The sequence below is a fragment of the Flavobacterium chilense genome (assembly GCF_001602525.1).
In the GTDB taxonomy this organism is placed as follows: Bacteria; Bacteroidota; Bacteroidia; order Flavobacteriales; family Flavobacteriaceae; genus Flavobacterium; species Flavobacterium chilense.
The window spans coordinates 83,577-96,471 of record NZ_LSYT01000003.1; the positions used below are offsets into that span (position 1 = coordinate 83,577).

The window sequence follows — 12,895 nt, forward strand, 5'->3', positions numbered from 1 at the left end:
CTTTGTTGCTCTGAACCTTTGCCACTCTGAACCTTAAAAAAAGCAAAAGCTTTTTTTAACGCCCAAATCGATAATACTCTAAATCCTGATTTTTTTTATTATGAATCGAGTCTAAAATCGAATTCATTCCTATAACGCTAAAAGTGATTCCGTTTCCTCCAAAACCCAGAACATAATGCTCGTTTTTATGAGGATCAGGTTTGCCAAAATAAGGCAATGCGTCTTGTGTTTCTCCAAAAGTTCCAGCCCAGGAATAGTCTAGTTTAAAATCGATTTTGGGGAATTTTTTATGAAAATGGCGTAATAAAAATTGCTCTTTTTTTGGTAATAATTTATCACGTTTTTTAGGATCTTTAAATTCTTCATCACCGCCACCGGCAATAATTCTGTTATCAGTAGTTGCCCTGAAATACAAGTACGGAGATGATGTATCCCAGAAAATAGCATTTTTAAAAGCACTTGGTAATGCAGGTAAACTTTCAGAAGTGATAACGTAAGTACTTTTTAAATCGACTACTTTTTCTGCAAGAGTTTCGGTACTCTCGTATCCTGTACAATGAATAATATGATCTGCTGTAATGGTAAATTTATTTTCAGTATATGCAATACATTTTCCTTTTTGATTTTGAATCGAAGTAATATTGGTACGATCCAGAATTTGCATACCCTTTTTTTGACAGTAAATCAGTAAATCATTCGCTAATTTAAACGGATCCATAACAGCAGCAGTAGTAGATTCGATTGCAGCAACAGCATTTAAACCCATTTCTTCCAAATCCCATCTTTCGAGCCAGTTTACATCAAATCCGTGTTCTTTTCTGCATTTGTATTCGTTTCTTAAAAACGGAATATCTTTTTTAACGGATGTAAAATAGATACTTTTTTTGAACTCGAACTTACAGTCACTTTTTATGGTATCAATGATAAGACGCAAGTCAAAAATCGCTTTTTTACCATTTTTATAACTGTCAACAGCACACTTTTCTCCTCTGAGTTTAATGAGTTCGTGCAGCGAAAGATCAATTTCATATTGTAGCAAAGCAGTACTGGCTGCGGTACTTCCGTTACAGACATCACGCCGATCAACAAGTACTGCTTTTTTTCCTTCGGTAATTAATTTATAAGCTATCAATGCACCTGTTATTCCGCCACCAATAATCAGAATCGGGGTAGTGATATCTGAATCGATAGAGGGATAACTGTTTTTCATAGCATATTTTAGGGGCCAGAAAGTTTCGGTAGAGCGTAGTTTCATTTTTTCGTGATATTTCGAGTGCGCGATTTAGTTCTGTTTTTGTCTTTGCGTTCGTGTTGTTCGTGCGCTTCGGCAACAGAATGTGAGTTTCTGATGCTTTCATCTTTTTTAGCAAGCGAACTAAGTCTTTGATAATATTTCTGAACAATCATCATTTCTTCTTCAGTCATACTTTCAATATCGACTAAGCTGTTGCTCGAATATTCATTTGAAGCGACCAATTCGTTTAATTTTAGCTGAATTGCTAATGAATCTTTATTCTGTGCTTTCTGAATTAAAAACACCATCAAAAAGGTAATAATTGTAGTTCCGGTATTGATGACCAATTGCCAGGTTTCTGAATAATCGAAAATAGGACCGGAAACTGCCCAGGCTACAACGATAATAAAAGCACCAATAAAAGCGGGTGTGCTTCCCGCAGCTTTTGAGACACTAGTAGCAAATTTTTCAAACGCACTACTTTTATTTTGTTTTTTAGTTTTCATTTAAACTTGATTTATGGTTTGCTGACTTTTTCTTCGCGGATTACTTTGTTGTGTACTTCATCGTAAATGGCGTCGTTAATTTTTTTACCGGTTTTACTAAATACTTTAATTTTTGGATCCTGATGTGTGCCGGTTATGACAATCGGGATTCCGATGATTCCAAAAGGCGGAAGTCCTAATCGCATTCTTAAATCTAATAATCCGTCAAAACTGGTTGTTCCTTTCACAGTAGGTCTAAAGGCGACTACACTAAACGTAAAAGGCTCCACATGAATTAAGTTATTATCGATATTCGATTTAATTTCGATTCCCTTCATATCCGGATTATCCAGACCTTTTTGTCCGGTTTTAGAGCTAATTCCGTCAAATAATTTTAAACCCTTAATTTGTACATCGCGCAGGTTTAGCGTTCCGCCACCTTCAAGAGATTCATAAATAGGTCCCATGTTTCCGTTTAAATCGCCTTTTATTTTATAATCGACAGAGATAATTCCGTGGGCTTTTTCGGCTACCGTAACCATATCATGAAACATTGGGATTTCCTTGTAAGCTCTTTGTACACTAAAATCTTTGGCTCTAAAGTGAGCATCAAAATGTGCCGAAGTTAGTGTTTCATCTTTGTATGAGGCGTCGATTCCTAAAATACAGTCTATGATACTAAAAGTCGCATTTTCTAAATAAAAACCAGTTTTGGCAATGCCTGCTTTTCCGGAAAGTTTATTTAAAACCAGTCCGTTGTATTCTACTTTATCCGCATTTGCATTTAGAGAAACATTTAAGTTTTTAGGTACAATAACAACACCACTCATTTTAGGGTGATCTTCTTTGGCATATTCTACCTCAATATTCCGGTCTGTATTTTCTCCTTTTTTGAGTGCCATGAATTCATCAACATTAATCAGTTTTGATTTCATGTTAAAGTTTCCGCTCAATGTTCCGTGCGATTCCAGAAAATAATTAATCGTATTGAGTAAATATCCGTTAATATCAAAATCAGATTTCCCGTAAGAAGCATTGAACTTTTCAAACCACATTTTTTCATTTTGAAAACGGAAATTTCCTTGTTTGATAAAAAAGGCTTTAGGAAAAAGTTCAGAGGTTGTTTTGATGTTTTTTAGCAAAAGTGTACCGCGATTATCCAACTTATCATATTGTCCTTTAGTCGCATAACTTTGTTTTCCTTTTAGCGAAAGATCAGCTTTTGCATAACCAGTAACATCAAGTCCTTTTTGAGAGAAAACCTGATAAATTCTGCCTACATTCAGTTCCCCTTTAATTTTAGCATTGTAAGCCAAATCACTAAAGTCTGAAAGTGTTGCATTTACATACATTGGATTTCCTTCAAAAACAAATGATGCCGGAGCAACAGCAACAATTAAATCCTGATAAGTTCCGGCTTTATTGAGCACATTCGCAACAAAGGTAATATTGGTAATTGGGTTAGGATAGGAGTCTGTTTTAAGCCATCCATCGCGAAGAGAAATTCCGCCAATCGTTTTTGGGAATAACTTTTTCGAAGTGCTAAAAACTCCTTTTGCCTGAATATTGGTTTTTAAAATTCCTTTAAGATCAATGGTATTTAATCCTAAAGCAGCATCGACTGTAGCAAGGTCCAAAGCGCCTTTTACGCTGGCATCGACAGTCATTTCGTTAAAACCTTTACTGCGTAAATAAGCCGTAAAATAATCCTTTTCGCCTACTTTGAATTTAAAGGTTTCAAGGTTTACCAAAAGCTTTTCAATATCAAGCGAAGGTAAAACAGCATTAAGATTCATTTGAAAATCAGTTAACGGAGCAGGTGCATTTTGATAATTTATGGCACCTTTATCAATCTTTAAATTGAAGGCTAAATCCGGTTTTTGGTTTTTAGAAACATTATAATTTCCTCTAAAAGTAAAAAGCAAATCACTTTTACCTGATATTTCGGTTTCATCCATCCAGGTTAAATATTCCGGAGGCATAACTGAAAATAAATCTTTTAAAGTAGTATTTTCTGATGCTGCCTTGATATTGATTTTATACCCCTCTCTTAGTATGGTAAACAAACCGGTAAATTTTAAAGGCAGTTTGTTAATCCTTAATTCGTTTTTCTGAAGAATAAACGAAAGGGCGTGTGTGTTGATTCTGGTAATTAAATCAGCTCGTACTTCTTTTTTTCGCAGATAGGCTGTTCTGTCATAATAAAAATCAACATTATCTATTCGGGCATCAGTATTTAAATCAAAAATGTCTTCGCTTAAATTTCCTTTTCCAATATAATTAAATCCTTTGGCGTCGACCAGAATTTTGGCAGACCGGTCATTGTATTTTACATGGCAATCTTCGAGATCAATTCGTTCCAGTCTAATGGCAGTTCCTTCTTCCGGAGCATTGGGATCGTTTGGTTTTTTATCTCGATCTTCAGGTGCAACATAAATATTGTAATTGGCTTGCCCTTTTTGGTTCACCATAATGTTGATTAAAGCTTTAGAAACATATAATTTATTAATCTTTACTTCATTATCAAAAATCAGTCTTTTTAAATTGATTCCAAAAGCAACCTGATCTGCTTTTAGCAAGGTATCATTACGAAATGGTGCTGAACCGGTAAGGGAAATATCATCCAGGGAAACAGTGAGCGAAGGAAAATGAGTAAAAAATGATAATCTTGACTTTGAGAAATCCAATTTTGTATCTAAACGTTCATTTGCAATTTTTTTAACTTCGGAGGCGACAGTTCCCGGAAAAAGTAACGGAATCAAAAATAGTAACAGCAAAATACTTGCTATTACTATTCCTGTTACTTTCAGGATTTTAAGGCTTATATTTTTATATGAAGTTTTCATATCCCTGGCTTTTATCTGTTATTGTTTTGCTTTCTCAGTCTGAGCTTTTTTAGCATCTTCTTCTTTTTGTTTGTCCTGTTTTTGTTTCTCTTTTTCTTCTTTAGCTTTTTCCTGCTTTTCTTTCTCTTCTTTGGCTTTTGCCTCTTTCTCTTTGGCAGCTTTTTCCTGTTGTTCTTCTTTTTTCTCTTTTAGCTCTTCTTTCTGTTTCGCTTTTTCTTTCTCTTTTTTCTTAAAGTAACCTCTAAACAAAAAATTACTTTTTGCAGCTTCCATATTATCGCTAAAACCTTTGGTTCCGGATTCTAAATTTGAAAGTGTATTCGAAACGCTGTTGGCCATTTTGTCATCGCGCACTAATCTTGCAAGCGCACCATTTCCGTTGTTCATGCTGTGGCTAAAAATGGCAAGTTCATCAGAGATTACACTAACATTATCCACACTTTTTTTGACACTTTTCATGATGTCATTCATTTCAATTCCGTCAATAGAAGCTATTTTGCCATTGTTTTCGATTTCTTTTGTTGATTTTACGCCCGGAGAAATCGTTAATACTTTATCGCCCATTAATCCGTCAGAACCAATACTGGCGCGTGCATCTGTTTTGATAAATTTTCGTACTTCATCTTTTATAACCATTGAAACCACTACAGAAGAATCGTTTATAAGTCTGATTTCTTCTACTGTTCCGATATTAATTCCTGAAAAACGAACATTATTACCCACTTCTAACCCGCTAACGGTTTTAAATTGCGATGTGATGTTGAATGTTGAACCAAAAAGGTTTTTTTGTTTTCCGATAAAGTAAATTGCCATTATAAAAAGCAACAAACCTATTGTTACAAACATTCCTAATTTCCAAGTATATCCAGATTGCTTATCCATGATTTCTAATTATTTGTTTTTAGTATTATTCAAAAAAAGAACGAACCCATTCGTCTTCATCTTTTTCCAGTTCTTCGTATGTTCCTTCTGCGTGAATTACTCCGTCTTTTAAAACCATGATTCGGTCAGCAGTAAGCTTTGCACAAGCCATATCGTGTGTAATAATGATCGAAGTTGTTTTGCGTTTATGTTTAATATCCAGAATTAATTCGCTTATTTCTCTTGATGTTATGGTGTCTAATCCTGTTGTGGGTTCATCATATAAAATAATCTCCGGTTTTAAGATTAAAGTTCTGGCTAAGCCAATTCTCTTTTGCATTCCGCCTGATAATTCAGATGGCATTTTGTCGATAGCATCGCTTAGTCCAACATTGTCAAGAGCTTCAATTACTTCTTTTTCAACTTCATCAGCAGTTAAATCCCGTTTGTGTTTTTTTAAGGTAAAAGCCAGATTTTCTCTAACAGACATAGAATCGTATAAAGCACCACTCTGAAATAAAAATCCAATTCGGACTCTAATTTCGTTAAGCTCACTTTTTTTAAGATTCAGTACATTTTCATTAAAAACTTTAATTTCGCCTTTGTCCGGTTCAATTAATCCCACAATACATTTTATAGTAACTGATTTTCCTGATCCGGAACGGCCTAAAATCACTAAATCTTCGCCTTTGTTTACGGTAAGATTTACGCCTTTTAAAATCTCATTGTCTTTGCCAAATGTTTTGTGCAAATCCCTGATCTCTATTATGGGAGTTTTATCTGCGGCTTTTTGTTTGGTGTCTTTATGTTGTTTTTCCTTAATCATCTTAAAAAAATAAATCGGTTATTTGAACAGCGACCATATCGATAATAAAAATGCTAAGTGATGCCGTTACTACTGCTGAGTTTGCAGCTCTACCCACACTTTCAGTTCCGTTTGAGGCATTAAAGCCTTTATAACATCCAATCATTCCGATAAAAAATCCAAAAAAGAATGTTTTTATTGTAGCGGGAATTAAATCCAGAAATTCAAGAGATTGCAATATTTGGGTTAGATATCTATAAAAATTGACATCTCCGTGAATGTTAATTCCAACATAACCACCAATAATCCCGATGGCATCAGCAAAAAATACCAATAACGGCACCATTAAAGTACAAGCCAAAATTCGGGTTACCACCAAATAGTTATAAGGATTAATAGCCGAAACTTCCATAGCATCTATTTGCTCTGTTACTTTCATTGAACCCAGTTCAGCACCAATTCCGGATGAAATTTTTCCTGCACAAATCAAAGCGGTAATTACCGGAGCAATTTCTCTGATTAGTGAGAGTGCCACCATTCCCGGTAACCAGGATTCGGCACCAAATTTTACCAGAGTTGGTCTTGACTGAAGCGTAAGAACCAATCCCATAATAAAACCGGTTATAGCAACCAAAGGCAAGGATTTATAGCCAATAACATAACATTGTTTCAAAAACTCTTTTGCCTCATAAGGCGGTACAAAAAACTCCTTAAAAAACTGTTTTGCAAACAGGGTTGCATTTCCTATTTCTGTGAATGTATTTTTTAAAGTAAGAATCAAAATACTAGGTTTTAAGTTAAATCTAATCCTTGAAAACCAACTCATTAATGATGTTCTGATCTCCTCGATTACTGATGATTAAATTTACTTTAGAACTGAAGAAAAAATCTTACACAACTTTTTTTGAAGTTTATATAATTAACATAATGAAGCACAATAATTAGAATAAAGCGTCGTTATGCGCAAATTGTTAAAAACAAAAAAAATCCCTTCCGGAGAAGGGATCTTAAAAATTAGGTATTATTTTTAGCTTTCATTACTCAATGTTTTTCTTAACATTTCGTTTGATTGTAGCTAAATTAATCTGTAAATTTTTTAAAGATGGAGCTTGCAATATGTCCGCCAAAGCCAAATGTATTACTCATGGCATAATTAACTGTTCTGGATTGTGCTTTTTCCAAAGTCAAATTAAACTTGTCTGCAAAGTCTTGTTCTATAATTTGTGTGTTTATAGTAGGAGGTACAATGTTTTCCTGAATTGCTTTTATACAGGCGATTGCCTCAATTGCTCCGGCGCCACCAAGTAAATGTCCTGTCATTGATTTTGTTGCACTAATATTTGCATTGGGATTAATGCCAAAAACTTTTTCTATAGCTTTAAGTTCACTTAAATCTCCTGTTGGAGTAGAAGTGGCATGAGCATTAATGTAATCAATTTTGTCCGGTGTAATTTCAGCTTCTTCAAGAGCAAGCTCCATTCCTAAAACTGCACCTACACCATCAGGATGTGTTGCTGTTAAGTGATAAGCATCTCCGGCTAATCCGCCTCCAACAATTTCAGCAAGAATCACGGCATTTCTTTTTATGGCGTGTTCATAGCTTTCTAATATCAGGGTACCCGCTCCTTCACCTAAAACAAATCCGTCTCTTGCAGCATCAAACGGACGTGACGCTTTGGTATAATCATCATTTAATGTAGACAATGCTTTTGAGGCATTAAAACCACCTATAGAAGATGCTGTAATCGAAGCTTCAGAGCCTCCGCTTATCATCATATCCGCTTTTCCCCAACGAATGTAGTTAAAAGCGTCTATGATTGCGGTATTACTGGCAGAACAGGCAGAAACTGTAGTATAATTAATTCCGCGAAGTCCATATTTAATTGAGATCGCTCCAGAAGCAATATTGATAATTCTTTTTGGAATGAAAAACGGACTAAATCGGGGAATTCCGTTGCCTGATTTATATTCTCCTATTTGTTCCTCGAAGGTAGAAACACCACCATCTCCGGAACCCCATATAACTCCAATTCTGTTTTTGTTTAAGGAATCAAAATCAATATTAGCATTTTTTATAGCCTCGTCTGTTGCATACAAAGCATATTGAGTAAACAAATCGTATTTTCTAATTTCGTTTTTTTCGAAGATATTTTGAGGATCAAAATTTTTAACCTCGCAGGCAAATTTGGTTTTGAATTGTGTGGTATCAAATCTTGTTATTTGAGATGCGCCGCTAACTCCATTAATCAACGAATGCCAGTATTCCTGAACATTGTTTCCAATAGGAGTTACAGCTCCTAATCCTGTTATTACTACTCTTTTCATTGTTTTTTAGGTCTTAATTCTGTTAATATGGTTTCTTTTACAATTTCAAAATCATTTCTGTCTGTAAGTCTCGACAGTTGTACAATAGCCACCATATTTGTTATGATCATTAATGCTTTTGTTCTTGGTGAGGTTTCAAAATCAAATATTTTTAGTTCCAGTCCTTCGGTTAGTATTTCAGTTATCCAGGTAATAACCAGCTGAGCAAATATTTTTAATTCCTCTTTTATGGATTCATCCAGTGTATTTAAATCTGTTGCGAGTGAGCCCACAATACAAACTTTATTTTCATATTCAATTTGTGTATGAACAGCTAAAAAGGATTCAAGTTTTGTTAACGGAGATTCATTGGCAACTTTTGCCTTTAAATCTTCATATCGGGCAATATGTTCTTTAATTGTAGCTACACCAAGATCTGATTTTGTTGGAAAATGATAGTGTATCGAAGCAGTTTTAATTCCAATGTCATTAGAAATGTCTTTAAAGCTAAAAGCGTTATAGCCTTTGTTTCTTATAAATTGATCTGCTTTATCTATAATTACTTCTCGTGTTGTCATCGCAATAAATTTTTAACAAATATACTACCTATTAGTAGATAGGCAAATTGTTTGCTATTTATTTTTATTGTAATTATTAAATAAAGGATTTAAAATGCTTTGCAATTTGATAGTTGTAGTAAAAATGAAAAACAAAAAATCCCTTTGTTAAAAGGGATTTTCTGGGTTTAATAGCATTTTGGTCAGTATTAATCGTGTGGTTTATTAAGAGTTGATAGCAACTCCGGTTCTGGATTTTATTAACGGAATTACTTTGGTTTCGGATAATTTCAGGTTTTCCATAATCAATCGGGCAGTTAAATAACATACCGTCGATTCGGCACCCTGATTTAAGTTAACGTTTTCTTTTTCAAGTCCGTCATAACCACCGCCGCTTACCGGATTGTACATAATCTGATTTAGATGATTTTTGCCTAAAAACCAGTTAAAAGCAGTTTTCATTTTATGTTTGTATTCCGGCATGTTAAACGCTTTATAAAAAGAGTTTAGGGTTTGAATGGTGTATGCTACATCAATAGGCTGTTCTCCGTATTCATGTGGTTCTGAATCTCTGTGCAGCCAGCCATTGTTCGAAATAACTTTGAAGCTGTTTTTATCAGTAAACATTTTCGACATTAAAAAGTCGAGCGAGTCTAAAGCTACTTTTTTGTAAATAGGTTTGTTGGTAACCAGATAGGCATAAAGCATAGATTCCGGTAAAACCCCATTTCCGTAAGTCATATAATTTTCAAACCATTTCCAGTCGTTTGAAGCATGAATTTCATAATTAGAAAGCAATTTGGCATTCAGTTTATTGATAATGGCAGCCACATACAAATTGGGAACAGCAGTATGATATAAATAAAGTCCTTTTGTTGCAAAACCTATAGAACGTGGGGATTGTATGTTTTCTGCCCATTTAAGAGAATGTAACAGGCATTTTGATGCTTTTTTAGAAATAGTGTCCGGTAAGATATTGGCAATTGAAACCACAGTTCCTAAAGCCCAAATAGCTCTCGCGTTTGAATCTTCCAGATTAACCTCGGCATTTTGTTCGATATGTTCTCTGTTTTCCTGATCGACATAATTGATAAAATCGCCTTTTGGTTTTTGACAACGTTCGATAAAATCCAGGTAAATTAAAATATAGGGTAAATCATCTTTGTCCTGAGTTAGTTTGTAATGCATGCAAAATGCAATCAAAGCACGAGCATTATCATCTAAGGTATAACCGGATTCTAAATCAGGAATCGAAATTTTACTAAATTGAATAATTCCTAAATCTGTAGTAAGTCTTTTGATATGTCTTAACTGAATGTCCGGATAGCTGAATTTTATTTCACCCGGATTATCAAGTAGGTTTTTATAGGTGTTCATGTGCGTAATGGCAACATTTTCCCAGGATGATGCACGTGTTTTGGTAAAAGAGTTAATGCCCATTTCACGTCTCAAATTATCATCAGAAAGTAGTTTGATGGTCGCTTCGGCAAACTGATCTACATTTCCAATATCGACCAATATTCCTGAATCCGGAGTTAATACTTCTCGTGTATGTGGAATTTTTGATGCTACGATTGGACAGGCGCAACTCATTGCATACGAAAAAGTGCCGCTTACTGCCTGATTAGGATCTTTTGAAGTAAATAAATAAATATCGGTAGCTTTTAAATAATCTAAAAGTTCATCAGTATCGAGATATTTATTGATAAAACGTACATTGTTTTGAAGATTTAATTCTTCAACAATAGCTTCTAATGTATCTCTGTAAGCATCAACGCCGTCAACAATTAAATTGGGGTGTGTTTTGCCAATGATCAGGTATAATACATTAGGATCTTTTTCGATAATTTTTGGCAATGCTCTCAAACCGGTTTCAATATTTTTACCTTCACCCAAAAGCCCAAATGTTGAAAGTACTTTTCTGTCCTGAATATCAAATTTTTGTTTTGCCTGATCCGGGGTTTCGTAAATGACAATATGCGTTCCGTGTGGTACACAAGTAATAATTTCCTCTTTGATATCGTAATCATTGATCAAAATTTCTTTGGATTGATTTGTCATTACAAATACCGAATTACTATAAGAAAGCAATAGTTTTACGAATGTTTTAAGTTCCTGATTCGGATTTGGAATCACGCTGTGAAACGTATAAGTCAAAGGTTTTTTGATCACATTTAAAAAATCTAACAGGTAATCTCCATAATTTCCTCCAAATAACCCAAATTCATGCTGAATATGAACTAGTTTAACTGACTTATCATTGTTGATTTCTTCGGCTACTTTTGTGTATTCTTCTTTATTTCTTGTGTTTAAAGTAAATGCCTGTGTTGGTTTTTCTTTTGGTTTGTCGACCAATTCGCAAATTTCACAAGTAATAGATTTACCAAAAACATCTGTAATTCCTTTTATGGTATCCTGTGTATAAGTAGCTATTCCGCATTGAGTTGGAGGAAATGTAGATAGAAAAACTATTTTTGATTTATTTGATATCGTTTTCATGGGGATTCTGTTTAAGTTCAGTTAATAAGTCGTTTAGGTTCAATGAAGCTACCGCAATTTTGTCATCGGCAGCACCGTAATAAATATATAGTTGGTCTTTAAATATGGCTGTTCCTGTTGGAAAAACTACATAATTAACATAACCGTGTCTTTCGTAATATTCTGCTGGTGTAATAATTGGTTTTGGTAATCTGGCTAATACCTTTTGCGGATTTTCCAGATCCAGTAAAACTGCCGAAGCATGATAAACCAATCCTTTTTCGCGTCGTTCTGCAGAATGGTAAATCAATAACCAGCCTTCTTTAGTTTCAATGGGCGGAGCACCCGGGCCAATATGGCTTGTTTCATGCTCGTATTTGGGTTCCATAACCATGTGGTCAGGAAGGTTTTTCATATACTCTTTCCAGTACTCCACTGTTAAATCTGTCTTTTTCTCAAAAGTGAAAATCTGAATAGAAGGAAACAAACGATGTAAACCCACAAATTTTCCGTTTATTTTTTTTGGAAAAAGAACTACATTTTTATCCCATACATACAAACTGTCTTTTAGTGTTTCAGTAAGCGGATAATGTCTTTCTATATTAAAAGCCAAAATTTTGGCAATGGATGGATTCTGTAAATGTTTTCTAATCAAATTAGTAAATTCATTCAGAATAAATTTTGGCGTGATAATTCCTTTCTTTTTAAAAGCTTTTAAATCTTTTGAGGTTGCAATGGCGCCACACGCATTCAAACCGTCATAAGTAACATAAGTCATATAAAACGTATCATCAATTTTTGTAATACGCGGATCTTCGACACCATGGATCTCATAAATATATTCCGGTACAAAAATGGGCTCAGTATGACGTTCGACTAATGTTAAGGGACCTTCAAAACGACAATAGCCTATTGTCGAAAAGTTACCTCTTTTTGCAGCCCTGTAAAACATATGTACCGTATTTCCGTCCTGATATATTGCCGGATTTAAAACTCCTAATTCTTCAAATGAACGTTCTGATTTTTCCAGAATCACACCATGTTTTGTAGCTAGTATATTTTGCGTTACGGCTAATTGCATATCTCTGAAATTTTTATCTAAAATTAGTTTAAGGACCAGGGGAGGATTAATCCAATCAATCAAAAAATTAACTCAAAAGCATTCGTATGGGAATTCTGTAAATGAAAAGAGGGAATTATAAAAGTACGGCAAAAAGTTGATTTGTAGTGTATTGCATTAAAAGTTTAACTTTTTGAGTTAAAATATTCTTTATGTTTTAAGGAACTTTGAGTAACAAACAAAAAGACTTTAAAAAGTCATATTT

Annotated in this window: 10 protein-coding genes; all 10 read right to left on the minus strand. The window is 34.3% G+C overall.

From position 1 onward, the window contains the following. Nucleotides 1-55: 55 nt before the first annotated feature. The 10 genes from A4F88_RS09720 to A4F88_RS09765 all read right to left on the minus strand — a co-directional run bounded on the left by A4F88_RS09720 (nucleotide 56) and on the right by A4F88_RS09765 (nucleotide 12,651). The gene (locus A4F88_RS09720) at nucleotides 56-1,255 is read right to left on the minus strand and encodes an NAD(P)/FAD-dependent oxidoreductase (RefSeq protein WP_068842416.1); all 1,200 of its coding nucleotides are present in this window, start codon (nucleotides 1,253-1,255) and stop codon (nucleotides 56-58) included. Beyond that, nucleotides 1,252-1,740 (minus strand): low affinity iron permease family protein, encoded by a 489-nt coding sequence (locus A4F88_RS09725; RefSeq protein WP_068842417.1) that lies wholly within the window; start codon nucleotides 1,738-1,740, stop codon nucleotides 1,252-1,254. Before A4F88_RS09725 ends, A4F88_RS09720 begins: the two co-directional genes overlap by 4 nt. An 11-nt stretch (nucleotides 1,741-1,751) precedes the next feature. Further along, nucleotides 1,752-4,565, minus strand: coding sequence for an AsmA family protein (locus A4F88_RS09730; RefSeq protein ID WP_068842418.1), 2,814 nt, complete (start codon nucleotides 4,563-4,565; stop codon nucleotides 1,752-1,754). Between the two features lie 18 nt (nucleotides 4,566-4,583). Next, nucleotides 4,584-5,447 carry an MlaD family protein gene (locus tag A4F88_RS09735; RefSeq protein WP_068842419.1) on the minus strand — a complete coding sequence of 288 codons (864 nt, stop codon included), beginning with the start codon at nucleotides 5,445-5,447 and terminating at the stop codon, nucleotides 4,584-4,586. Nucleotides 5,448-5,472: 25 nt separating this feature from the next. Beyond that, nucleotides 5,473-6,252 carry an ABC transporter ATP-binding protein gene (locus A4F88_RS09740; RefSeq protein WP_068842420.1) on the minus strand — a complete coding sequence of 260 codons (780 nt, stop codon included), beginning with the start codon at nucleotides 6,250-6,252 and terminating at the stop codon, nucleotides 5,473-5,475. A 1-nt stretch (nucleotide 6,253) separates the two neighbouring features. Further along, nucleotides 6,254-7,012, minus strand: coding sequence for an MlaE family ABC transporter permease (locus A4F88_RS09745; RefSeq protein ID WP_068842421.1), 759 nt, complete (start codon nucleotides 7,010-7,012; stop codon nucleotides 6,254-6,256). Nucleotides 7,013-7,311: 299 nt separating this feature from the next. Then, nucleotides 7,312-8,556 (minus strand): beta-ketoacyl-ACP synthase II, encoded by a 1,245-nt coding sequence (fabF, locus tag A4F88_RS09750; protein ID WP_068842422.1) that lies wholly within the window; start codon nucleotides 8,554-8,556, stop codon nucleotides 7,312-7,314. Then, a complete protein-coding gene (locus A4F88_RS09755) occupies nucleotides 8,553-9,113 on the minus strand; it encodes a TetR/AcrR family transcriptional regulator (RefSeq protein ID WP_082815740.1) in 561 nt (186 codons plus the stop codon). Before A4F88_RS09755 ends, fabF begins: the two co-directional genes overlap by 4 nt. 204 nt (nucleotides 9,114-9,317) lie before the next feature. Next, nucleotides 9,318-11,591, minus strand: coding sequence for a glycosyltransferase (locus A4F88_RS09760; protein WP_068842424.1), 2,274 nt, complete (start codon nucleotides 11,589-11,591; stop codon nucleotides 9,318-9,320). Then, nucleotides 11,572-12,651: a glycoside hydrolase family 130 protein gene (locus tag A4F88_RS09765; protein WP_068842654.1), complete on the minus strand. Its 1,080-nt coding sequence runs from the start codon at nucleotides 12,649-12,651 to the stop codon at nucleotides 11,572-11,574. Before A4F88_RS09765 ends, A4F88_RS09760 begins: the two co-directional genes overlap by 20 nt. Nucleotides 12,652-12,895: the final 244 nt, after the last annotated feature.

Bases quoted from the DNA above. Each gene is read 5' to 3' on its own strand.
- A4F88_RS09720 (WP_068842416.1), bottom strand. From the start codon at position 1,255: ATGAAACTACGCTCTACCGAAACTTTCTGGCCCCTAAAATATGCTATG.
- A4F88_RS09725 (WP_068842417.1), bottom strand. From the start codon at position 1,740: ATGAAAACTAAAAAACAAAATAAAAGTAGTGCGTTTGAAAAATTTGCT.
- A4F88_RS09730 (WP_068842418.1), bottom strand. From the start codon at position 4,565: ATGAAAACTTCATATAAAAATATAAGCCTTAAAATCCTGAAAGTAACA.
- A4F88_RS09735 (WP_068842419.1), bottom strand. From the start codon at position 5,447: ATGGATAAGCAATCTGGATATACTTGGAAATTAGGAATGTTTGTAACA.
- A4F88_RS09740 (WP_068842420.1), bottom strand. From the start codon at position 6,252: ATGATTAAGGAAAAACAACATAAAGACACCAAACAAAAAGCCGCAGAT.
- fabF (WP_068842422.1), bottom strand. From the start codon at position 8,556: ATGAAAAGAGTAGTAATAACAGGATTAGGAGCTGTAACTCCTATTGGA.
- A4F88_RS09755 (WP_082815740.1), bottom strand. From the start codon at position 9,113: ATGACAACACGAGAAGTAATTATAGATAAAGCAGATCAATTTATAAGA.
- A4F88_RS09760 (WP_068842424.1), bottom strand. From the start codon at position 11,591: ATGAAAACGATATCAAATAAATCAAAAATAGTTTTTCTATCTACATTT.
- A4F88_RS09765 (WP_068842654.1), bottom strand. From the start codon at position 12,651: ATGCAATTAGCCGTAACGCAAAATATACTAGCTACAAAACATGGTGTG.